This window comes from Sphingopyxis sp. P8 (genome assembly GCF_020622175.1).
Taxonomy (GTDB): domain Bacteria; phylum Pseudomonadota; class Alphaproteobacteria; order Sphingomonadales; family Sphingomonadaceae; genus Sphingopyxis; species Sphingopyxis jiangsuensis.
This window is the reverse complement of the sequence record NZ_JACNMK010000002.1, coordinates 217,056-238,735: the sequence shown is the minus strand read 5'-3', so window position 1 is coordinate 238,735 and position 21,680 is coordinate 217,056. Positions and strand designations below refer to the sequence as shown.

Sequence of the window (21,680 nt, the reverse complement as noted above, 5' to 3'; positions counted from 1 at the left end):
GAATGACCGATGAAAGGAAGGTGGCCTTAGGGTCAGGACCCAAGGCCGCAAGCCCCCTCGCCGTCCAATCCCCCTCCCCGACCAGCGCGCAAACATTGCCGGTTACATTTTCGCATGGCGGCGCTAGGGGAAAGGACGGACGCGCATCTTGTGACTTTATTGAGAGGACGACGAATGGATAGCGGCAACAAGGTGCAATTTTCCGACCGCGAGGCGCTGCTCTATCACAGCTATGGGCGCCCCGGGAAAATCGAGATCGTCGCGTCGAAGCCGATGGCGACGCAGCGCGACCTTTCCCTCGCCTATTCGCCCGGCGTCGCGGTGCCGGTGAAGGCGATCGCCGACGATCCCGCCGCCGCCTATCAATATACCGCCAAGGGCAACCTCGTCGCCGTCATTTCGAACGGCACCGCGATCCTCGGGCTCGGCAACCTCGGCGCGCTCGCGTCGAAGCCGGTGATGGAAGGCAAGGCGGTGCTGTTCAAGCGCTTTGCCGACGTCGATTCGATCGACCTCGAGGTCAAGACCGAAGACCCGCAGGCGTTCATCGACGCGGTCGAGCTGCTCGAGCCGAGCTTTGGCGGCATCAACCTTGAAGATATTGCCGCGCCGAACTGCTTCATCATCGAAGCCGCGCTCAAGGAAAAGATGAACATCCCGGTGTTCCATGACGACCAGCATGGCACCGCGATCATCACCGCCGCGGGGCTGATCAACGCGTGCCACCTGACCGGGCGCGACCTGGCCACCGTCAAGGTCGTCGTCAACGGCGCCGGCGCCGCGGCGATCGCGTGCACCGCGCTGATCAAGGCGATGGGCGTGCGGCACGAAAATGTCATCATGTGCGACCGCAAGGGCACCATCTATCAGGGCCGCACCGAGGGGATGGACCAGTGGAAGTCGGCGCATGCGGTGCCGACCGAGGCGCGCGACCTGACCGCGGCGCTGAAGGGCGCCGACGTCTTCCTCGGCCTGTCGGCCGCTGGCGCGCTCAAGCCCGAGATGGTCAAGGACATGGCGCCCGCGCCGATCATCTTTGCGATGGCGAACCCCGACCCCGAAATCTCGCCCCCCGATGCGCGCGCGGCGCGGCCCGACGCGATCATCGCGACGGGGCGGTCGGACTATCCGAACCAGGTCAACAATGTCCTGTGCTTCCCCTTCATCTTTCGCGGCGCGCTCGACGTCCATGCGACCGCGATCAACGAGGAGATGAAGATTGCCGCCGCCTATGCGATCGCCGACCTTGCGCGCCAGCAGGTGCCCGAAGAGGTTGCCGCGGCCTATGGCGGGCGCGCGTCGAGCTTTGGCCCCGAATATATCATCCCCTCGCCCTTCGACCCGCGCCTCATGGAAATCGTCCCCGCGGCGGTCGCGAAGGCAGCGATGGAGAGCGGCGTCGCGCAGGCGCCGATCGACGATCTCGACGTCTATCGCACGCAGCTGCGCGGGCGGCTCAACCCGACGACCTCGGTGCTCACGCTCGCCTATGAAGCGGCGCGCGCCAACCCGAAGCGCGTCGTCTTTGCCGAAGGCGAAGAGGAGGTGGTCCTGCGCGCCGCGATCCAGTTCCGCGACGGCGGCTATGGCATCCCCGTGCTCGTCGGGCGCGAAGGCCTGCACGACAAGCTGCGCGCGATGGGGGTGGCCGACCCCGACAGCTATGAGGTCCACAACAGCGTCAACTCGCCGCACGTCCCCGAAATGGTCGACCTGCTGTATAAAAGGCTCCAGCGCCGCGGCTATCTGCGCCGCGACTGCGAGCGCATGGTCAACCGCGACCGCAACATCTTCGGCTCGCTGATGCTCAAGCTCGGCCTCGGCGATGCGATGATCACCGGGACGACGCGTCCCTATTCGCAGACAATGCGCGAAGTGCGGCGCGTGATCGACCATGCCGAGGGCAAGACGCCGTTCGGCATCCATCTGCTCGTCGGTCAGCATCACACGATCTTCATGGCCGACACGACGGTCAACGAGCGCCCCTCGTCCGAGATGCTCGCCGACATCGCCGAGCGCACCGCGCAGGTCGCGCGGCGCATGGGGCACGAACCGCGCGTCGCCTTTCTCTCCTATTCGACCTTCGGCAACCCGCCGGGATCGTGGCTCGACAACATCCGCGACGCGGTGAGCATCCTCGACGCGCGCCAGCCGTCGTTCGAATATGAGGGCGAAATGGCGCCCGACGTCGCGCTCAATCCGCGCGCGATGGCCAATTATCCCTTCTGCCGCCTTTCGGGCCCGGCGAATGTCCTTGTCATGCCGGGGCTGCAGTCGGCGAACCTGTCGGCAAAGCTGCTCCGCGAACTCGGCGGCGGCGCGGTGATCGGGCCGATGCTGATCGGGATGGAAAAGCCGGTGCAGGTCGCGACGATGGCGTCGCCGGCGTCGGACCTCGTCACGCTCGCCGTGCTCGCCGCGGGCGGGATCGCGCAATAAAAAGCGGCGGCCGCCCATCGGGCGCCGCCGCGCGATCATCCTTTGCAGCGGGACCGGCTTATTGCGGCGGTCCGCCCGTGCCCGGCGCGCCCACCGCGCCGATATTGCCGAAGATATCCTCGAAGAAGCTGCGCTCGCGGCCCAGCGTCGGCGTCTTGTCGCCTTCGGGGCTGATCTTGCTCACCTGATCGAGCCCGGTGCGGTCGACCGCCACGACATTGCCCGCGGGGTCGAAACGGATGCGCAGCGCCATCTGCGCAACGGGGCGCGGATTGGCAAAGGCGAGCTGGCGCGTTTCGCGCGCGAGATAGAAATATTCATTGTCGCTGAACTGGCCGACGAAGGTCGGGCGGCCGAGCGTGCGTTCGACCGATTCGCGATTGTCGACCCCGGGCGTGATCGCGTCGGTAAGCACCGTGTCCACGACATAGCCCTGCCGTCCGCGCACCTGCGAACAGCCGCTGACGGTCATCGCCACGATCAACCCGGCCAACACCAGGCGCGCACGCGGACCGGAAAGCGAAGCGGCAATCTTGGGCATCAAAAAATCTCCATTGCGTCCGCGCACTCCGCAACCGGTTGCCGGTGAAGCGACGACGCCTGTTTCGCGCCTCTTAACCGCAAGCAGCCGAGGGGCACAAGCGGCTTATGCCGCGGCAAAGCTTGCGCCAAGCTGACCGACGCCCCTTTTCGGGCGAGCCGAATGCGCCTAAGCGATGCGCCATGTTTTCGATTTCACGCATTTTCGGGGCGCGCCCCGACCCGCGCGAGGCGCGCCGTCCGTTGTGGAACGCCGTCGTCGCGGCGGCGCGCGCACCGCACTGGTACGTCGAGGGCGGGGTTCCCGACACGCTCGACGGACGTTTCGACATGATCAGCCTGATCCTCGCGCTGGTGCTGCACCGGATCGACGACGCCCCCGACCAGGCGCTCGCCGGGGTCGAACTCACCGAATTGTTCGTCAACGACATGGACGGCCAGATGCGCCAGGTCGGCTTTGGCGACATGGTCGTCGGCAAGCAGGTCGGACGGATGGTCGGCGCGCTCGGCGGGCGGCTCGGCGCCTATCGCGCGCCCGACGGGTCCGACACGCTCAAGGCCGCGCTGGTGCGCAACCTGTGGCGCGGCGTCGAGCCGGACGCCGAAGCGCTGGCGCATGTGATGGCCGCGACCGCGAAGCTGCGGGCGGCGTTGCAGGCGATGCCGGTCGAGGCGCTGGTCGTCGCCGACAGGCTCCCCGAATGACCGCGCCCGAATTCTCGCACATCGTCACCGTCGCCGAGGCGGGGCCGGGGCGCAGCGTCGCGATCGAGGCCGACGCCGACGCGCGCGCCGCCATCGCGCGGCGGCTGGGGCTCGTCGAGCTTGGCCATTTCGCGCTGTCGGCCGAGGTGCGCGCGGTGGCGGGCGGGATCGCCGCCCGCGGCGAGGTCGTTGCCAAACTGGTCCAACGCTGCGCCGCGACCGACCTGCCCCTTCCCGCGACGATCCGCGAGCCCTTTGACCTGCGCTATTTGCGCGATGTGGCGGCGGGGGCCGGCGAAGATGACGAGGTCGAGATCAGCAGCGACGACTGCGATATCCTCCCGCTCGAAGCCGAACGCATCGATTTGGGCGAAGCGGCGGTGCAGACGCTGTCGCTCGCGCTCGACCCCTTTCCGCGGCATGCGGACGCCGACCGCATCCTCGCCGAAAAGGGCGTGCTGAGCGAAGAACAGGCGGGGCCGTTCGCCGCGCTGGCCAAGCTGCGCAGCAAGGCGGACGGCTAGGGTCGGGACCGTAGGGTCAGGACCCTAGAGGCGCGCGTCGGGCTTCGGCTTCGCGTCTTGCTCGATCAGATCGGCGACCGCGGCGTCGAGGCCCGATTCCGCCGCGGCTTCCTCTTTGGCCGGCGGCGTTTCGGCGTCAGGCGCGCCGGCCTCTTCCGCCGCCTTTTCGGCGCGCGTCGGGGGCAGCGCCCCGCCGAGCGCAGCGGCCAGTCCCGCGAGCTGTTCGCCAATCACCGTATCGACCGCCGGCGCGATCTGCGCGACCTTGAAGCGCATATAGCCGCCGACGACATAATCGAAGCGCAGCGCGCTGCCCGTCGGGGTTTCCTTGATCTGGATCGTCAGCGTGCCGGTCACCGCCTCGCTTTGCAGCGGACCGAGCGCGCCCGAGAGGCGCAGCAGCTCGTTCGGCCGCGCATGGATGATGCGCGCGTGCTGGACGCTGCCGAGGCCGTCGCCGCTGCCGGGGATTTTCTCGCAGAAACAGCCGCCGGCCTGCGAATCGAGCCAGAAGTTGGCGGCGTCGCCGGTCCAGCTATGCTCTTTCGACCACCATTTTTGCGGCATGCGGAGCATTTTCCACACATCGGCGGGGGTCGCGGCGACCTGCGCCGTATGCGCGACGGTGAAGCCCGCCTCGCTTTCGTCGACGACCTTTGCCGACGCGGGCGCCGCGAGCAGCGCCGTGGCGGCGAGAATTGTCTGACAGATGTAAGTGCGCATAGCCAAATCCCCCAATGGCCCGACCATAACGGGCCGCTGGGGGGCTGGCTAGCAGGCTATCCGGCGGGCGCGAAAATCGCTTCGATCGCGTCGTTGACGCTCGCGATCGCCGCCATGCCATCGACGCGCGCGACGATGCCGCGCGCTTCGTAGATCGGGAGGATCGGCGCGGTCTTGGCACGATATTCGGCCATGCGCGTGCGCACCGTTTCCTCATTATCGTCGGGACGGCGCTTGAATTCCTGATTGCCGCAGACGTCGCACGTGCCGGCGACCTTGGGCAGCTTGTAGCGGTCGTGATAACCTTCGCCGCAGTTGGCGCAGGAAAAGCGTCCGGTGATCCGGTCGACCAGCGCATCTTCGTCGACGAGCAGCTCGATCACATGGTCGAGCTTGCGGCCGCGTTCAGCGAGGATCGCGTCGAGCGCCTCGGCCTGGGCGGCGGTACGCGGATAGCCGTCGAAGATGACCGATGTTTCGCCGCCGAGTTCGTCGAGCCGTTCGCCGATCAGCCCCGAGACGATCTCGTCGGAGACGAGCTCGCCCGCGTCCATCACGGCTTTCGCCTGCATGCCGATCGGGGTGCCGGCCTTGACCGCCGCGCGCAGCATGTCGCCGGTCGACAGCTGGACCATGCCATGCTCGTCCTCGAGGCGCGACGCCTGTGTCCCCTTGCCCGCCCCCGGCGGTCCAAGCAAAATGATGTTCAGCGTCATCGGAGCCCCTGTTGCCTTTGTCCTGGTCGCTTTGCCGTAGCGAGGCGGTCAGCGCCGTGCAACGCCGCCCTTCAATTTCGCCTTTTTGATCAGGTCGCCATATTGGTGCGCGAGCATGTGGCTCTGAATCTGGCTGATCGTGTCGATCGTCACGTTCACGATGATGAGCAGGCTGGTGCCGCCGAGATAGAAGGGCAGCCCCGACTGCGCGATGAAATATTCGGGAACGAGACAGATGAGCGCCAGATAGGCCGCGCCGATCACCGTGATGCGCGTCAGCACATGATCGAGATAGGCGGCGGTGTTCTTGCCCGGACGGATGCCGGGGATGAAGCCATTCTGGCGCTTCAGATTGTCGGCGGTTTCCTCGGGATTGAAGACGACGGCGACGTAGAAGAAGCAGAAGAAGATGATCCCCGCGGCATAGAGCAGCATATAGAGCGGCTGGCCGTGCGCGAGATACTGGTTGAGCGTGATCAGGAAGTCGCCGGTCGCGGTGTCGCCCTGGACATTATTGCCCATCATCTGCGTGATGGTCAGCGGCATCAGCAGCAGCGACGAGGCGAAGATCGGCGGGATCACGCCGGCGGTGTTGACCTTGAGCGGCAGGTGGCTGCGGTCGGCCTGCATCCCGCCGCGCTGTGTCGCGCGCTTCGGATATTGGACGAGGACGCGGCGCTGCGAGCGTTCCATGAAGCTGATGAAGGCGATGATGGCGATACCGCCCGCGATCACCGCGATCACGGTGCCGCCGCCCATCGATCCTTCGCGCACCTGCTGGAACATCTGCGCAAAGCTGCGCGGCAGCTGCGCGAGGATGCCCGCCATGATGATGAGCGAGACGCCGTTGCCGATGCCGCGGCTGGTAATCTGTTCGCCGAGCCACATCAGGAAGAGCGTGCCGCCGACGATGCTGATGACCGCGCCGATGCGGAACATCATCCCCGGATCGACGACCGCGCCGATGCCCTGGCTCGCGCCGAGCGTTTCGAGCCCGACGGCGACGAAATAGCCCTGGATCGCGGTCAGCGCGACGGTGCCGTAGCGCGTATATTGGTTGAGTTTCTTGCGCCCGCTCTCGCCCTCTTTCTTGAGCGCGGCAAGGCTCGGCGACAGCGCCGAGGCGAGCTGGACGACGATCGACGCCGTAATATAGGGCATGACGCCGAGCGCGATGATGCTCATGCGCTCGAGGCTGCCGCCCGAGAAGGTGTTGAAGATGTCGAGGACGCCGCCCGACGCCGCCTGGTCGTAAAGGCGCGACAGCGCGACCGGGTCGACCCCCGGCAGCGGCACGAACGACAGGAAGCGGAAAACGATGAGCGCGCCGATGGTGAACCAGATGCGGTTCTTGAGCTCGGTCGCCTGGCCGAATTTCGAGAAATTCAGGTTGGAAGCAAATTGGTCGGCGCGAGAGGCCATGATCTTCTTTCCTCGAGTGCGGACCGCGCCCCCCGCGACCCGGCGCCTATGTGCGTTCGCATGGAACGAAGCGCAAGGGGAAAGGCCCTATTTTACGCGGCGGGCCGAGGGCGTGGACCGCTGTCATTGTCCGTTCGCATCGAGCGACGTCGCAATGCCCCTGAATCCTGGGTTGTCCCGAGGGGCATCAGCCTTCGATCGACCCGAACGGGAATGCGGGTCAATCAAATGACGAAGGGGCGGCACGCATTGCGCGCCGCCCCTTCGCCTGATTATTTTGCCTTGGCGTCGGCGCGGCGCTGGGCCTTCTTGCCCTCGGGCGCTGCTTCCTTGACTTCGGGCAGTTCGACCTTGCCGCCGGCCTTTTCGACCGCCTCGATCGCGCCCTTCGACGCGCCGGCGACCGCAAAGGTCAGCTTGGCAGTGAATTCGCCCTTGGCGAGGAGGCGGACGCCGTCCTTGCCGCCGCGCGCCACGCCCGCGGCCTTGAGCGCCGCGTGATCGACGGGCTTCTTCGCGTCGAGCTTTTTCGCGTCGACGAGCTTCTGCACCTGGCCAAGGTTCACGATCGCGAAATCCTTGCCGAAGATGTTGTTGAAGCCGCGCTTCGGCAGACGCATGTGGAGCGGCATCTGGCCGCCCTCGAAGCCGTTGATCGAAACGCCGCTGCGGCTCTTCTGACCCTTTTGGCCGCGACCGCCGGTCTTGCCCTTGCCCGAGCCGATCCCGCGCCCGACGCGCATGCGGCCCTTGCGGGCACCGTTGTTGTCACGAAGGTCGTTGAGTTTGATAGTCATGTTGCACTCGCTTTCGCTGTGTTCGCGCTATGGGCTGACCGCCGCGGCGGATCAGTCCGGTTCGATTTCGCTCGATGGCTGAAAGCCGGGATAGGGTCCGGCCTTTTCCATCACGATGGCCTGGGCGACATAGCCGCGGCCATCGACGCTGGTAATCGACGGGCTTCCGTGAAGTTGCCATCCCCGGTTGAGCAGCCCCTCGACCCGCGCACAAAAGGCGCTGTCATCGGGACCGGTCAACAGGCGATAGAGCTTCATTCAGCCCTCGACGACTTCCACCATGTGCGGAAGCTTGCGGATCATGCCGCGCACTTCGGGCGTGTCGACCAGCTCGACCTCGCGGTGCATCTTGCCCAGGCCGAGGCCGGTCAGGATGGCGCGCTGTTCCTTCGGACGACGGATCGGCGAACCGATCTGGCGGATCTTGATTGTCTTGTCGGCCATGTTCTTACTCCGTCACCGCGGCGGCTTCGGCCTCGGCGGCGCGATCGGACGAGCCGCCACGCTTGATGAGGTCCGACACCTTCTTGCCGCGACGCTGCGCGACCGACTTGGGGCTCGTCTGTTCGCCGAGCGCCTCAAAGGTTGCGCGGATCATGTTATAGGGGTTCGAGGTGCCGACCGACTTGGTCACCACATCGGCAACGCCGAGCGATTCGAACACCGCGCGCATCGGGCCGCCGGCGATGATGCCGGTCCCCGCGGGCGCCGAGCGCAGCGTGACATTGCCGGCGCCGAAATGGCCGCGGCCGTCATGGTGCAGCGTGCGGCCATCGCGCAGCGGAACGCGAATCATCGCCTTCTTTGCCGCGGCGGTCGCCTTCGAAATGGCTTCGGGCACTTCGCGCGCCTTGCCGTGACCGAACCCGGCGCGGCCCTTGCCGTCGCCGACGACGACGAGCGCGGCGAAGCCGAAGCGCTTACCACCCTTCACCGTCTTCGACACGCGGTTGATGTGGACAAGCTTTTCGATCAGCTCTTCGCCACCATCGTCGTCGCGCGGACGGCGATCGTCGCGGCGGCCACGGCCACCGTCACGTCCGCCGCGACCACCGTCGCGACCGCCACCACGACCGCGGCGCGGGGCCTGGTTCGTGACTTCGGCGTTGGTGGTTTCGGGCGCCAGGATCGCCTCGGGCTGGTTGCCCTGACCCGTGGTGTTTTCGTCTGCCATCATTAAAACTCCAATCCGCCTTCGCGTGCCGCGTCGGCCAGCGCCTTGATGCGCCCGTGGAACAGGAAGCCGCCACGGTCGAACACGACCTGCGTCACGCCCGCCTTCTTGGCGGCAGCGGCGAGGCGCTTGCCGACATCGGCAGCCGCAGCAGCCGTCGCGCCGGCCTTGCCGCGGACATCCTTGTCGAGCGTCGAGGCAGCAGCGAGCGTGCGGCCAGCGGCGTCGTCGATGAGCTGCGCATAGATGTGACGGCCCGAACGGTGCACCGAAAGGCGCGGACGCCCGGCGGCGCGCTGACGGAGAGCAGTGCGGACGCGCTGGCGGCGTTTTTGGAAAGGGGTAAGATGTGCCATGGCTTACTTCTTCTTGCCTTCTTTGCGGAAGATGTACTCGCCGCGATATTTGATGCCCTTGCCCTTATAGGGTTCGGGCTTGCGCCAACGACGGATTTCCGCCGCGACCTGGCCGACCATCTGCTTGTCGATGCCGCTGATCTCGATCGTCGTATTGTCCGGCGTCTTGATCTCGATACCCTCGGGTACCGCAAAGTCGACATCGTGGCTGTAGCCGAGCTGCAGCTTGAGCGTCTTGCCCTGCGAGTTGGCACGATAGCCGACGCCCGAGATTTCGAGCGTCTTGGTGAAGCCCTCGGTCACGCCCGTGACGAGGTTCTGCACCAGCGTGCGCTGCATGCCCCAGAAGGCGCGCGCTTCGCGCGTGTCGTTCGCGGGCTGGACCGAGATGCTGCCTTCGCCGACTTCATATTTGATGTTGTCGGAAAGCGGCATCGCGAGCGTGCCCTTGGGACCCTTGACCGACAGCTCGCCGCCGTCGATCGCGGCGGTGACGCCGCTGGGTATCTCCACTGCCTTTTTACCAATGCGCGACATCAGAACACCTCCGCCAGCACTTCGCCGCCGACATTATGCTCGCGGGCTTCGGCGTCCGAGAGGACGCCCCGCGGGGTCGACACGATGGTGATGCCCAGGCCGTTGCGCACGATCGGCAGTTCCTTCGAACCCGAATAGACGCGGCGGCCCGGCTTCGAGACGCGGGCCACGTGGCGGATCGCCGGCTGGCCTTCGAAATATTTGAGCTCGATGCGGATGCCCTTGTGCTGGCCCCGCACGCCCAGCGCTTCTTCGCTGTAGCCGCGGATATAGCCTTCGCGCTGGAGAACATCGAGAACGCGGACGCGCAGCGTCGAAGCCGGCGTCAGGACGCTGTCCTTCTTCGCCTGCTGGCCGTTGCGGATGCGGGTGAGCATATCACCCAGAGGATCGGTCATTGCCATCTTGCGTCTTCCTTACCAGCTCGACTTCACAACACCGGGGATCAGGCCCTTGTTGGCCAGATCGCGGAGCTGCACGCGGCAAAGCCGGAACTTGCGATAATAGGCGCGCGGACGCCCCGTGAGCTCGCACCGGTTGCGGATGCGGGTCGGGTTTCCGTTGCGCGGGATTTCCGCCATCTTGAGGCGCGCGATCAGACGCTCGCCATCGTCGAGCGACGTGTCCGCCGCAATCGCCTTCAGCTTCGCATAACGGCCGGCATATTTCTTCACCAGCTTCTTGCGACGCTCATTCTTGTTCATCGAACTCAGTTTCGCCATGACTTAAGTTCTCTTTCCTTCTTGAAAGAGCCGGCCTGGTCCCCTCGCGGGGCTCAGGCGGCTTCCTTTTCCTGCGCTTCGATCGGGAAGGGGAAGCCGAACAGCTTGAGCAGTTCGCGGGCTTCATCGTCCGTGCGAGCGGTGGTGGTCACGATCACGTCCATGCCGCGCACCTGGTCGATGCGGTCATAGTTGATTTCGGGGAAGATGATCTGTTCCTTGAGGCCCATGGCATAGTTGCCACGGCCGTCGAAGCTCTTCGCCGACACGCCGCGAAAGTCGCGGATACGCGGCATCGCGATCGTGATCAGACGATCGAGGAACTCGTACATGCGTTCGCGGCGCAGGGTGACCTTGCAACCGATCGGCATGCCTTCGCGCAGCTTGAACTGGGCGATCGACTTCTTGGCCTTGGTCACGACGGGCTTCTGCCCGGCGATCAGCTCCATTTCGGCTGCCGCGGCTTCGACCTTCTTCTTGTCCTGCGTGGCTTCGCCGACGCCCATGTTGAGCACGATCTTTTCGATCTTCGGCACTTCCATCGCATTCTTGTAACCGAATTTCTCGGTCATCGCCTTGACGATCTTGTCGTCATAGAGCTTGCGCATGCGCGGGGTGTAGTTGTCAGCCATTGAGAGTCTCCCCGGACTTCACGGCCACGCGGACCTTCTTGCCGTCCTTGGTTTCAAAGCGGACGCGCGTCGGCTTGCCGGTCTTGGGATCGGCAATCGCGACCTTGCTGGCGTGCAGCGGCGCTTCCTTGCGTTCGAGGCCGCCCTGCGGGTCCTGCTGGCTCGGCTTCTTGTGACGCGTGATGATGTTGACGCCCGCGACGACGACCTTGCCGTCCTTCGGCAGGCTCTGCGTCACTTCGCCGGTCTTGCCCTTGTCCTTGCCGGACAGGACGACGACCGTGTCGCCCTTCTTGATCTTGGCCATACCCATGGTCAGAGCACCTCCGGCGCCAGGCTGATGATCTTCATATAGCCCTTGCCGCGCAGTTCGCGGACGACGGGGCCAAAGATACGCGTGCCGATCGGCTCTTCATTCTTGTTGACGAGCACGGCGGCGTTGGTGTCGAAACGGATGACCGAGCCATCGGCGCGGCGCACATCCTTCGCGGTGCGGACGATGACGGCGCGATGGACATCGCCCTTCTTCACCTTGCCGCGCGGCTGCGCTTCCTTGATCGACACGACGATGACATCGCCGACGCCGGCCACGCGACGCTTCGACCCGCCCAGTACCTTGATGCACTGGACGCGCTTCGCGCCGCTGTTGTCGGCGACTTCCAATTGTGACTGCATCTGAATCATCGATGCATTTCCTTCTTCCTTGGCCTACCGGGCCGTCCCGGCGGTTCCGTGAAAATCCTTAGCCTTCGGCCGCGGCGGGGGCAGCCGTTGCCGGCTTGCTGTGAGTGTCGACCTTGTCGAGCACCTTCCACGTCTTGAGCTTCGAAATCGGCTTCGTTTCCTCGATGCGGACGGTTTCGCCAGCCTTGACGCTGTTGTCCTCATCGTGGGCGTGATATTTTTTCGAACGCCGGATGATCTTCCCGTAGAGCGGGTGCTTCACCTTCCGCTCCACCTTCACCACGACGGTCTTGTCGCCCTTGTCGGACACCACCGTGCCGGTCAGAATGCGCTTCGGCATGACAGTCTCCTTACTTGGCCGCGGCGCGAACGCGCGCGGTCTGTTCGGTCTTGATGCGCGCGATCGAACGGCGCACTTCCTTGACCCGCGAAGCCTTTTCGAGCTGGCCGGTGGCGGCCTGGAAACGCAGGTTGAACGCCTCGCGCTTCAGCTCGCCCAGCGATTCGGACAGCTGGTCGTCGGTCTTCTTGGTCACATCGTCGGTCTTGGCCATGGCCCTCAACCCTCCAGGTGCGAGGTGTCGCCGAGGCGGGCGACGACCTTCGTCTTGATCGGCAGCTTCATCGCCGCGCGTTCGAACGCCAGCGCGGCCACCGGGCCGGGGACGCCGTCGAGTTCGAACAGGATGCGGCCGGGCTTGACGCGGGCGGCCCAATATTCGGGCGAACCCTTGCCCTTACCCATGCGGACTTCGGCGGGCTTCGACGACACGGGGACGTCGGGGAACACGCGGATCCACAGGCGGCCCTGACGCTTGATCGCACGGCTGATCGCGCGGCGGGCCGCTTCGATCTGGCGCGCGGTGATGCGCTCGGGTTCCATCGCCTTCAGGCCATAGGAGCCGAAGTTCAGGCTGGTGCCGCCCTTGGCATTGCCGTGGATGCGGCCCTTGAATGCCTTGCGGAACTTGGTTTTTTTCGGTTGCAGCATGTCAGCAGTCCTTAACGGCGATCATCGCGCGCCGGGCGCACGCCCGACGTTTGCGCGTCGAGCATCAGCCGGTCGGTCGCCATCGGGTCGTGGCCAAGGATTTCGCCCTTGAAGATCCACACCTTGATGCCGCACACGCCATAGGCGGTGTGCGCTTCGGCTTCGGCATAGTCGACATTGGCGCGCAGCGTGTGCAGCGGCACGCGGCCCTCGCGGTACCATTCGGTGCGCGCGATTTCCGCGCCGCCCAGACGACCAGCGCAGTTGATCCGGATGCCTTCGGCGCCCAGACGCATCGCCGACTGCACCGCGCGCTTCATCGCGCGGCGGAATGCAACGCGGCGTTCGAGCTGGTCGGCAATGCCCTGCGCGACGAGCTTCGCATCGACTTCCGGCTTGCGGATTTCGACGATGTTCAGCGACACGTCGCTGCCCGTCATCTCGCCGAGCGCCTTGCGCAACTTTTCGATGTCGGCGCCCTTCTTGCCGATGATGACGCCCGGACGGGCGGCATAGATCGACACGCGGCACAGCTTTGCGGGACGTTCGATCACGACCTTCGAGATCGCCGCCTGCGGCAGGGCCTTGAACACATATTTGCGGATCTTCAGATCCTCGATCAACATGCGTCCATAGTCCTGGCCTTCCGCGAACCAGCGGCTGTCCCAGGTGCGGTTGACCTGCAGGCGCAGGCCGATCGGATTGCTCTTCTGGCCCATCTTACGCCTCTTCTTCCTGTTCGCGCACGACGATGCGGATACGGCTGAACGGCTTGACGATCCGGGTCGACTTGCCGCGGCCGCGTGCGTGCCAGCGCTTCATCGAGATCGACTTGCCGACGCTCGCTTCCTTGATGACCAACGCATCGACATCGAGGTTGTGGTTGTTTTCCGCGTTGGCGACGGCGCTGGCGAGAACCTTGCGCACGTCGACCGCCATCGCCTTCTTCGAGAAAGCGAGGACGTTCATCGCGTCTTCGACCTTACGGCCGCGGATCAGCGCGGCGACGAGGTTCAGCTTCTGCGCCGAACCGCGAATCTGCGTGCCGACCGACAGCGCCTCATTGTCCGCAACGCGGCGGGGGGATTTTGCCTTGCCCATTAGCGTTTGCCCTTCTTGTCGGCCGCGTGACCGGGGAAGAAGCGCGTCGGCGCAAATTCACCCAGCTTCATGCCGACCATGTCTTCATTGACCGACACCGGCACGAACTTGCGACCGTTGTAGACGTTGAAGGTCAGCCCGACGAACTGCGGCAGGATGGTGGACCGACGCGACCAGGTCTTGATCGGGGCAGAGCTGCCACCGTCCTGGGCCGATTCGGCTTTCTTGAGGAGATGAAGGTCGACGAACGGACCCTTCCAGACCGAGCGAGCCATGACTTACCTCTTCTTCTTCGCGTGACGCGACCGGATGATCATCTTGTCGGTCGACTTGTTGTGACGCGTGCGTGCGCCCTTGGTCGGCTTGCCCCACGGAGTGACCGGGTGACGGCCGCCCGAGGTCCGGCCTTCACCACCGCCGTGCGGGTGATCGACCGGGTTCTTGGCGACGCCGCGAGTCAGCGGACGCTTGCCGAGCCAGCGATTGCGGCCGGCCTTGCCGAGGTTGGTGTTCTGGTTGTCGGGGTTCGACACCGCACCGACCGTGCCCATGCACTCGCCGCGGATATACCGCTGCTCGCCCGAACCGAGACGCACGATGACGAGGCCGCGGTCACGACCGACGACCTGGGCATAGGTGCCTGCCGAACGGGCGATCTGGCCGCCCTTGCCCGGCTTCATCTCGATATTGTGGACGATCGTGCCGACGGGCATCTGCGACAGCTGCATCGCATTGCCCGGCTTCACGTCGGTCTTCTTGCCCGCGATCACCGTGTCGCCGACGCCGAGGCGCTGCGGCGCGAGGATATAGGCGAGTTCGCCGTCCTCATATTTCACCAGCGCGATGAACGCCGTGCGGTTCGGGTCATATTCGAGCCGCTCGACGGTGGCCGGCATGTCCCACTTGCGACGCTTGAAGTCGATGAAGCGGTACTTCTGCTTGTGGCCGCCAGCGATGCCGCGCGAGGTCACATGACCCTTGTTGTTGCGGCCACCGGTCTTGCGCTTGCCTTCGGTCAGCGCCTTGACGGGCTTGCCCTTCCACAGCGCCGACTTGTCGACGAGGATCAGGCCGCGCTGCGCGGGGCTGGTCGGATTATAGGATTTGAGTGCCATTTTCTCTGCCTTCCCCTATCCGTCAGACGCCCGTGGTGACGTCGATCGACTGGCCTTCGGCCAGACGAACGATCGCCTTCTTCACGTCGCTGCGGGTGTAGGGCTTGCCCTTCCAGCGCTTGGTCTTGCCCTTGGTGACGAGCGTGTTCACGCCGAGCACCTTGACATCGAACAGCGCCTCGACGGCCGCCTTGATTGCGGGCTTGGTCGCATCGTTGGCGACGCGGAAGACCACGGCGTTGTTTTCGCTGAGCAGCGTCGACTTTTCGGTGATCACCGGAGCGAGGATCACGTCATAATGACGCGCATCGACTGTTTTTGCCTTAGCCATTGAAGCGTGCCTCCAGCTTTTCGACGGCCGCGCGGGTCAGGACCAGCGTGTCGGCGCGCATGATGTCATAGACATTGGCACCGATCGCCGGCATCGCGTCGATGCCGATCAGGTTGGCCGATGCCATCGCGAAGCTTTCGTGGACCGCATCGCCGTCGATGAAGAGCGCGCGATTGCCGAGTTCGAGCTTGCCGAGCTTGCCGGCGAGCGCCTTGGTCTTCGCGTCCTTGAGCTCGAGCGTGTCGAGGACGACGAGCTTGCCGCCCTTCGCCTTGTCGCTGAGCGCCATCTTGAGGCCGAGCGTGCGGATCTTCTTGTTCAGCGAATGGCCGAAGGTGCGGGCACGGGGGCCATGCGCCTTGCCGCCGCCGATGAAGATCGGCGCCTTGCGGTCGCCGTGACGCGCTGTACCGCCGCCCTTCTGGCGACCGAACTTCTTGCCGGTGCGCGACACGTCGCTGCGTTCGCGCGCGGCACGCGCCGGCGCGCGGCGCTTTTCGAGCTGCCACGCGACAACGCGGTGCAGGATGTCGGCACGCGCATCGACGCCGAAGACGTCATCGTTAAGGTCGATGTCGGCGCCAGCCTTGCCATCGAGGGTCTGAACCTTGACCTTCATGATCAGGACTCCTGTGCGCCGTCGGTCGCCGCGGTGTCGACGACGGTGTCTTCCACCGGCGTTTCGACCGGCGCGTCAGCCGGGGCTTCGTTGCTGTTGGCCGCGCTCTTGATGCCCGCCGGATAGGGGGCCTCGGGGTGGCGCGGCAGCTTCACCGCATCGCGAACGAGCAGCCAGCCGCCCTTCGAGCCAGGGACCGAACCCTTGACGAAGAGAAGACCGCGCTCGACGTCGGTGCGGACGATTTCGAGATTCTGCTGGGTGCGATTGCGCGCGCCCATGTGGCCGGCCATCTTCTTGTTCTTGAAGACGCGGCCCGGATCCTGGCGGTTACCCGTCGAACCATGTGCACGGTGGCTGATCGAAACGCCGTGGGTCGCGCGCATACCGCCGAAACCCCAGCGCTTCATCGCACCGGCAAAGCCCTTGCCCTGCGTCACGCCCTGGATGTCGACGATCTGGCCGGCGACGAAATGGTCGGCCGACAGTTCGGCGCCGACGTCGAGCGTCGCATCGTCGGCGACGCGGAATTCGACGAGCTTCGCCTTCGGCTCGACTTCGGCCTTGCCATAGGCGCCACGCTGCGGCTTGGCGACATTCTTCGCCTTGGCCGAGCCGGCACCCAGTTGAACGGCCACATAGCCGTCGCGTTCCTTATCGCGGACGGAAACGACCTGACAGCCTTCGAGGCTCAGGATGGTGACGGGCACGTGGCGGCCGTCGTCCTGAAACAGGCGGGTCATCCCCATTTTCTTCGCGATCACGCCAGTGCGCATGATCTTCACTCCTCAACAGAGGCCGGGCGGACCATTCCGCACGGCTTGCGGGACCCACGAAGGCATTGCCTTCACGGAACCCTCCCAGCCCGAATTTTGTGCATCGCCCCGTCCGGGCTGAGGTGCCGCATGTCCCGAAGGACCGTTGCGGCGAGACGGGGGACGCGGCCCGGACCATGATGCTTCAGCGAAGCGGTCCGGCGGTATCCACCCTATCGTCGGTCCGGATCGCTCCGGACTTGTGCCATCGCCGAAGCGGCTGGCCGATAGAGACCCCGGATCAAGTCCGGGGCTAAAGGTAAATTGGCTTAGGCCAATTTAATCTCGACATTCACGCCCGCGGCGAGGTCGAGCTTCATCAGCGCGTCGACCGTCTGCGGGGTGGGCTGCACGATGTCGAGCAGCCGCTTGTGGGTGCGCACCTCGAACTGCTCGCGCGACTTCTTGTCGATGTGCGGGCCGCGGTTCACGGTGAATTTTTCAATGCGCGTCGGCAGCGGGATCGGGCCGCGAATAAGCGCTCCGGTACGACGCGCCGTGTCGGCGATGTCGGTGGTGGCCTGATCGAGCACGCGGTGATCAAAGGCCTTCAGGCGAATGCGAATATTCTGCGTTTCCATGACTGTTCCAGTCGAATCCCGTCTGACGATGCGAAAGAGCCGAAATGGCCACTGCCCGCCCCCGCAGGGAGGCCGGCGCGGCCATCAAAAACCTTTAAGCTACGAGCCGCGCGAATCGATCCGAATCGCGCGGCTCGCGGCCCTATATTACTTTGTGATCGAAGCCACAACCCCTGCGCCGACCGTGCGGCCACCTTCGCGAATAGCGAAGCGCAGACCCTGGTCCATCGCGATCGGGGCGATCAGCTTGACCGACAGCTGGACGTTGTCGCCCGGCATCACCATCTCGGTGCCCTCGGGGAGGATGACCTCGCCGGTGACGTCGGTGGTGCGGAAGTAGAACTGCGGACGATAGTTCGCAAAGAACGGCGTGTGACGGCCACCCTCGTCCTTCGACAGGACATAGACTTCCGAGGTGAATTCGGTGTGCGGCGTGATCGAGCCGGGCTTCGCCAGAACCTGGCCACGCTCGACTTCCTCACGGCCGACGCCGCGGATCAGCGCACCGATGTTGTCGCCGGCTTCGCCCTGGTCGAGCAGCTTGCGGAACATTTCGACGCCGGTGACGACGGTCTTCTTGGTGTCCTTGATGCCGACGATTTCGACTTCTTCACCAACCTTGACCACGCCGGTTTCGACACGGCCGGTGACGACGGTGCCGCGACCCGAGATCGAGAACACGTCTTCGATCGGCATCAGGAAGGGCTTGTCGAGCGGACGTTCCGGCTGCGGAATCCAGCTGTCGACGGCTTCCATCAGCTTCAGAATGGCTTCCTTGCCGATGTTGTCGTCGCGGCCCTCGAGCGCGGCAAGCGCCGAACCCGGGATGATCGGAATATTGTCGCCGTCGAAGTCGCGCTTCGAAAGTTCTTCGCGGATTTCGAGTTCGACGAGTTCGAGCAGTTCGGGATCGTCGAGCTGGTCGACCTTGTTGAGGAACACGACCATGGTCGGAACGCCGACCTGCTTCGCGAGCAGGATGTGCTCCTTCGTCTGCGGCATCGGGCCGTCAGCGGCCGACACGACGAGGATCGCGCCGTCCATCTGCGCGGCGCCGGTGATCATGTTCTTCACATAGTCGGCGTGGCCCGGGCAGTCGACGTGCGCATAGTGGCGCGCGCCGGTTTCATATTCGACGTGCGCGGTCGAGATGGTGATGCCGCGCTCGCGCTCTTCGGGAGCCTTGTCGATGTTCGCGAAGTCGACGGCGGTGCCGCCGGTCGTTTCGGCGAGCACCTTGGTGATCGCGGCGGTCAGCGAGGTCTTGCCATGGTCGACGTGACCGATGGTGCCGATGTTGCAGTGCGGCTTGTTCCGCTCAAATTTAGCCTTGGCCATGTTGTTGAACCTTCTTGTTCATTGGGTTGGGTTGATCAGTCCTGGCCGACGCCCGCTGAATCAGGCGCCGCCCTTAGTAGGTCTTGCCGCGCGGTGCAAGCCCGCGCGGCCTCGACCATCAGGCCATCTTGGCCTTCACTTCTTCGGCGACGTTGGTCGGCACTTCTTCGTAATGCGAGAATTGCATCGAATATTGTGCCCGGCCCTGCGTGAAAGAGCGCAGCTGGTTCACATAGCCGAACATGTTCGCCAGCGGCACCATGGCCTCGACAACCTGCGCGTTACCGCGGCTGTCGGTGCCCTGGATCTGGCCGCGACGGCTGTTGAGGTCGCCGATCACGTCGCCCATGAATTCCTCGGGCGTGACAACTTCGACCTTCATCACCGGCTCGAGCAGCTTGATGCCTGCCTTTGCCGCGACTTCGCGCATGGCTGCGCGGCCCGCGATTTCGAACGCCAGCGCCGACGAGTCGACGTCGTGGTAGGCACCGTCGACGAGCTTGATCTCGAAGTCGATGATCGGGAAGCCGATCATGTGCCCGTTCTCGGCCGATTCGCGCATGCCCTTCTCGACCGACGGGATATATTCGCGCGGAATGTTGCCGCCCTTGATCTCGTCGATGAAGGTGATGCCGCTGCCGCGTTCGCCGGGCGCAACCTCGATCTTCACGCGGCCGAACTGACCCGAACCACCCGACTGCTTCTTGTGGGTGTAATCGACGGCCACCGGCTTCGCGAGGCTTTCGCGATACGCCACCTGCGGCGCGCCGACATTCGCCTCGACCTTGAACTCGCGCTTCATGCGATCGACGAGGATGTCGAGGTGAAGCTCGCCCATGCCCTTGATGATCGTCTGACCCGATTCATGGTCGGTCGACACGCGGAAGCTGGGGTCCTCGGCGGCCAGACGATTGAGCGCGACGCCCATCTTTTCCTGGTCGGCCTTGGTCTTGGGCTCGACCGACAGCTCGATGACCGGCTCGGGGAATTCCATACGCTCGAGGATGATCGGCGCGCTGGTGGCGCAGATCGTATCGCCCGTCGTGGTTTCCTTGAGGCCGGCGAGCGCAACGATGTCGCCCGCATAGGCTTCTTCGATGTCCTCACGGCTGTTCGCATGCATCAGAAGCATACGGCCGATCTTTTCCTTCTTGTCCTTCACCGAGTTCAGATAAGTGCCTTTCGACAGCGTACCCGAATAGATGCGCGCGAAGGTGAGCGAGCCGACGAACGGGTCGTTCATGATCTTGAACGCGAGCATCGAGAGCGGCGCCGAGTCCGACGTCGCGCGCGAATCGGCTTCTTCTGAATCGGGGTTGATGCCCTGGACGTCGGGGATGTCGAGCGGCGAAGGCAGATAGTCGACAACGGCGTCGAGCAGCGGCTGAACGCCCTTGTTCTTGAATGCCGAGCCGCAGAGCACGGGCACGAACGACTGGTTCAGCGTGCCCTTGCGGATCAGCGCCTTCAGCGTCGCGACGTCGGGCTCTTCGCCTTCGAGATAGGCCATCATCGCATCGTCGTCCTGTTCGACGGCGAGCTCGATCAGCTTCTGGCGATAATCGGCCGCCTTGTCGGCGAGGTCCGCGGGGACGTCGACATATTCGAACTCGGCCCCGAGGCTTTCATCCTTCCAGATGATGCCGCGGTTGTTGACGAGATCGACGAGGCCCTTGAAATCGCCTTCGGCGCCGATGGGAAGGTACAGAACAGCCGGCGTCGCGCCGAGGCGATCGATGATCGTCTGGACGCAATAATAGAAATCGGCGCCGGTGCGGTCGAGCTTGTTGATGAAGCACATCCGCGGAACCTTGTACTTGTCCGCCTGACGCCACACGGTTTCCGACTGCGGTTCGACACCAGCCACGCCGTCAAACGCCGCGACCGCGCCGTCGAGGACGCGCAAGCTGCGCTCGACTTCAATCGTGAAGTCGACGTGTCCGGGGGTGTCGATGATGTTCAGGCGATGCTCGGGGCCATTGCCCTCTTCGGCTTTCCACAAGCAAGTGGTGGCCGCGGACGTGATGGTGATGCCGCGCTCCTGCTCCTGTTCCATCCAGTCCATCGTCGCGGCGCCGTCATGGACTTCGCCGATCTTGTAGGACTTGCCGGTGTAGTAAAGAATACGCTCGGTCGTCGTGGTCTTGCCGGCGTCGATGTGCGCCATGATACCGAAATTGCGATAGCGTTCGAGCGGATGGCTGCGTGCCATGGTCTTTTCCTTGGACTTGGGGGGAGGCTTTGGAGGCCGCCCCCGATATAGGAAGAATGATTACATTTGCGAGACGCCGAAGCGCCCACGCAAATTACCAGCGGAGTCTAACCTGCCCGCTGTTACCAGCGGTAGTGGCTGAAAGCGCGGTTGGCTTCCGCCATGCGGTGCGTGTCTTCGCGCTTCTTCACCGCGTTGCCGCGGTTGTTCGACGCATCAAGCAACTCGCCCGAGAGGCGCGCGGCCATCGTCGTTTCGCTGCGGTTACGCGCGGCCGTGATCAGCCAGCGGATCGCGAGCGCCTGCGCGCGGTCCGGACGGACTTCGACGGGAACCTGATAGGTCGCACCGCCGACGCGGCGGCTGCGCACTTCGATGTTCGGGCGGATGTTCGCGAGCGCTTCGTGGAACACGCCGAGCGGTTCCTTCTTGGCGCGAGCTTCGACCGATTCGAGCGCACCGTAAACGATGCTTTCGGCGACGGACTTTTTCCCGTCGAGCATGACGCTGTTCATGAATTTCGACAGCACGACATCCCCGAAACGGGGATCGGGCAGGATTTCGCGGCGTTCGGGACGACGACGACGAGCCATAGGTAATTCCTTT

Annotated in this window: 32 protein-coding genes; 3 read left to right on the top strand and 29 right to left on the bottom strand. The window is 64.6% G+C overall.

Annotation, left to right across the window (positions count from 1 at the left end; all coding sequences use genetic code 11):
- The first annotated feature begins 174 nt into the window (after positions 1-174).
- Entirely contained in the window at positions 175-2,439 is a 2,265-nt protein-coding gene (locus H7692_RS09640) for an NADP-dependent malic enzyme (RefSeq protein WP_222136682.1), read from the top strand.
- Positions 2,440-2,497: 58 nt separating this feature from the next.
- Here the strand turns inward: H7692_RS09640 and H7692_RS09635 are convergent, their stop codons facing one another.
- Positions 2,498-2,980, bottom strand: coding sequence for an outer membrane protein assembly factor BamE (locus tag H7692_RS09635; RefSeq protein WP_222136680.1), 483 nt, complete (start codon positions 2,978-2,980; stop codon positions 2,498-2,500).
- Positions 2,981-3,162: 182 nt separating this feature from the next.
- Between H7692_RS09635 and H7692_RS09630 the strand changes: the two genes are divergently transcribed.
- The gene (locus H7692_RS09630; protein WP_222136678.1) at positions 3,163-3,684 is read left to right on the top strand and encodes a ubiquinol-cytochrome C chaperone family protein; all 522 of its coding nucleotides are present in this window, start codon (positions 3,163-3,165) and stop codon (positions 3,682-3,684) included.
- On the top strand, positions 3,681-4,208 hold the full coding sequence (locus H7692_RS09625; protein WP_227340099.1) for a YceD family protein: 528 nt from the start codon (positions 3,681-3,683) through the stop codon (positions 4,206-4,208). Before H7692_RS09630 ends, H7692_RS09625 begins: the two co-directional genes overlap by 4 nt.
- A gap of 24 nt (positions 4,209-4,232) precedes the next feature.
- Here H7692_RS09625 and H7692_RS09620 read toward each other — a convergent pair whose 3' ends face one another.
- The 28 genes from H7692_RS09620 to rpsG form a co-directional block, all read right to left on the bottom strand.
- On the bottom strand, positions 4,233-4,931 hold the full coding sequence (locus tag H7692_RS09620) for a hypothetical protein (protein WP_227340098.1): 699 nt from the start codon (positions 4,929-4,931) through the stop codon (positions 4,233-4,235).
- 56 nt (positions 4,932-4,987) lie between these two features.
- Positions 4,988-5,641, bottom strand: a complete 654-nt coding sequence (locus H7692_RS09615) for an adenylate kinase (RefSeq protein WP_201928756.1) — start codon at positions 5,639-5,641, stop codon at positions 4,988-4,990.
- Between the two features lie 54 nt (positions 5,642-5,695).
- Positions 5,696-7,069 carry a preprotein translocase subunit SecY gene (gene secY, locus H7692_RS09610; RefSeq protein WP_222136673.1) on the bottom strand — a complete coding sequence of 458 codons (1,374 nt, stop codon included), beginning with the start codon at positions 7,067-7,069 and terminating at the stop codon, positions 5,696-5,698.
- 272 nt (positions 7,070-7,341) lie between these two features.
- Positions 7,342-7,866, bottom strand: a complete 525-nt coding sequence (gene rplO / locus H7692_RS09605; RefSeq protein WP_201928481.1) for a 50S ribosomal protein L15 — start codon at positions 7,864-7,866, stop codon at positions 7,342-7,344.
- 51 nt (positions 7,867-7,917) lie between these two features.
- Complete coding sequence (locus H7692_RS09600) at positions 7,918-8,124, bottom strand: DUF1737 domain-containing protein (protein WP_037556386.1); 207 nt, start codon at positions 8,122-8,124, stop codon at positions 7,918-7,920.
- Positions 8,125-8,310 (bottom strand): 50S ribosomal protein L30, encoded by a 186-nt coding sequence (gene rpmD / locus H7692_RS09595; protein WP_201928482.1) that lies wholly within the window; start codon positions 8,308-8,310, stop codon positions 8,125-8,127.
- A gap of 4 nt (positions 8,311-8,314) precedes the next feature.
- Positions 8,315-9,040, bottom strand: a complete 726-nt coding sequence (gene rpsE, locus H7692_RS09590; RefSeq protein WP_227340097.1) for a 30S ribosomal protein S5 — start codon at positions 9,038-9,040, stop codon at positions 8,315-8,317.
- A gap of 2 nt (positions 9,041-9,042) precedes the next feature.
- Positions 9,043-9,396 (bottom strand): 50S ribosomal protein L18, encoded by a 354-nt coding sequence (gene rplR, locus H7692_RS09585; protein WP_201928483.1) that lies wholly within the window; start codon positions 9,394-9,396, stop codon positions 9,043-9,045.
- 3 nt (positions 9,397-9,399) lie between these two features.
- Positions 9,400-9,933 carry a 50S ribosomal protein L6 gene (rplF, locus tag H7692_RS09580; RefSeq protein WP_201928484.1) on the bottom strand — a complete coding sequence of 178 codons (534 nt, stop codon included), beginning with the start codon at positions 9,931-9,933 and terminating at the stop codon, positions 9,400-9,402.
- Entirely contained in the window at positions 9,933-10,337 is a 405-nt protein-coding gene (gene rpsH / locus H7692_RS09575; protein ID WP_201928485.1) for a 30S ribosomal protein S8, read from the bottom strand. The genes rplF and rpsH overlap by 1 nt, the downstream gene beginning before the upstream one ends.
- Positions 10,338-10,349: 12 nt before the next feature.
- Positions 10,350-10,655 carry a 30S ribosomal protein S14 gene (gene rpsN / locus H7692_RS09570; protein WP_201928486.1) on the bottom strand — a complete coding sequence of 102 codons (306 nt, stop codon included), beginning with the start codon at positions 10,653-10,655 and terminating at the stop codon, positions 10,350-10,352.
- A gap of 53 nt (positions 10,656-10,708) precedes the next feature.
- Positions 10,709-11,287 carry a 50S ribosomal protein L5 gene (rplE, locus tag H7692_RS09565; protein WP_201928487.1) on the bottom strand — a complete coding sequence of 193 codons (579 nt, stop codon included), beginning with the start codon at positions 11,285-11,287 and terminating at the stop codon, positions 10,709-10,711.
- Positions 11,280-11,600 carry a 50S ribosomal protein L24 gene (rplX, locus tag H7692_RS09560; RefSeq protein WP_201928488.1) on the bottom strand — a complete coding sequence of 107 codons (321 nt, stop codon included), beginning with the start codon at positions 11,598-11,600 and terminating at the stop codon, positions 11,280-11,282. Before rplX ends, rplE begins: the two co-directional genes overlap by 8 nt.
- 2 nt (positions 11,601-11,602) lie before the next feature.
- Positions 11,603-11,971: a 50S ribosomal protein L14 gene (rplN, locus tag H7692_RS09555; RefSeq protein ID WP_201928489.1), complete on the bottom strand. Its 369-nt coding sequence runs from the start codon at positions 11,969-11,971 to the stop codon at positions 11,603-11,605.
- Between the two features lie 58 nt (positions 11,972-12,029).
- Complete coding sequence (rpsQ, locus tag H7692_RS09550) at positions 12,030-12,311, bottom strand: 30S ribosomal protein S17 (RefSeq protein ID WP_201928490.1); 282 nt, start codon at positions 12,309-12,311, stop codon at positions 12,030-12,032.
- 10 nt (positions 12,312-12,321) lie between these two features.
- Entirely contained in the window at positions 12,322-12,525 is a 204-nt protein-coding gene (gene rpmC, locus H7692_RS09545) for a 50S ribosomal protein L29 (protein ID WP_201928491.1), read from the bottom strand.
- A 5-nt stretch (positions 12,526-12,530) separates the two neighbouring features.
- Positions 12,531-12,962 (bottom strand): 50S ribosomal protein L16, encoded by a 432-nt coding sequence (rplP, locus tag H7692_RS09540; RefSeq protein ID WP_120221711.1) that lies wholly within the window; start codon positions 12,960-12,962, stop codon positions 12,531-12,533.
- Positions 12,963-12,973: 11 nt separating this feature from the next.
- Positions 12,974-13,681 carry a 30S ribosomal protein S3 gene (gene rpsC / locus H7692_RS09535; RefSeq protein WP_201928492.1) on the bottom strand — a complete coding sequence of 236 codons (708 nt, stop codon included), beginning with the start codon at positions 13,679-13,681 and terminating at the stop codon, positions 12,974-12,976.
- Position 13,682: 1 nt separating this feature from the next.
- A complete protein-coding gene (gene rplV / locus H7692_RS09530) occupies positions 13,683-14,063 on the bottom strand; it encodes a 50S ribosomal protein L22 (protein WP_194953100.1) in 381 nt (126 codons plus the stop codon).
- Positions 14,063-14,338, bottom strand: coding sequence for a 30S ribosomal protein S19 (gene rpsS, locus H7692_RS09525; protein WP_201928493.1), 276 nt, complete (start codon positions 14,336-14,338; stop codon positions 14,063-14,065). The genes rplV and rpsS overlap by 1 nt, the downstream gene beginning before the upstream one ends.
- 3 nt (positions 14,339-14,341) lie before the next feature.
- Positions 14,342-15,178 (bottom strand): 50S ribosomal protein L2, encoded by an 837-nt coding sequence (gene rplB / locus H7692_RS09520; protein WP_201928494.1) that lies wholly within the window; start codon positions 15,176-15,178, stop codon positions 14,342-14,344.
- Positions 15,179-15,200: 22 nt separating this feature from the next.
- Entirely contained in the window at positions 15,201-15,509 is a 309-nt protein-coding gene (locus H7692_RS09515; protein ID WP_201928495.1) for a 50S ribosomal protein L23, read from the bottom strand.
- Positions 15,502-16,128 (bottom strand): 50S ribosomal protein L4, encoded by a 627-nt coding sequence (rplD, locus tag H7692_RS09510; RefSeq protein ID WP_201928496.1) that lies wholly within the window; start codon positions 16,126-16,128, stop codon positions 15,502-15,504. The genes H7692_RS09515 and rplD overlap by 8 nt, the downstream gene beginning before the upstream one ends.
- Positions 16,129-16,130: 2 nt before the next feature.
- Positions 16,131-16,904, bottom strand: a complete 774-nt coding sequence (gene rplC / locus H7692_RS09505; RefSeq protein ID WP_201928497.1) for a 50S ribosomal protein L3 — start codon at positions 16,902-16,904, stop codon at positions 16,131-16,133.
- Between the two features lie 308 nt (positions 16,905-17,212).
- On the bottom strand, positions 17,213-17,524 hold the full coding sequence (gene rpsJ / locus H7692_RS09500) for a 30S ribosomal protein S10 (protein WP_011543089.1): 312 nt from the start codon (positions 17,522-17,524) through the stop codon (positions 17,213-17,215).
- 147 nt (positions 17,525-17,671) lie between these two features.
- Entirely contained in the window at positions 17,672-18,862 is a 1,191-nt protein-coding gene (tuf, locus tag H7692_RS09495) for an elongation factor Tu (RefSeq protein ID WP_201928498.1), read from the bottom strand.
- A 118-nt stretch (positions 18,863-18,980) separates the two neighbouring features.
- The gene (fusA, locus tag H7692_RS09490; protein WP_222136671.1) at positions 18,981-21,074 is read right to left on the bottom strand and encodes an elongation factor G; all 2,094 of its coding nucleotides are present in this window, start codon (positions 21,072-21,074) and stop codon (positions 18,981-18,983) included.
- Between the two features lie 122 nt (positions 21,075-21,196).
- A complete protein-coding gene (rpsG, locus tag H7692_RS09485; protein WP_033074359.1) occupies positions 21,197-21,667 on the bottom strand; it encodes a 30S ribosomal protein S7 in 471 nt (156 codons plus the stop codon).
- Positions 21,668-21,680: the final 13 nt, after the last annotated feature.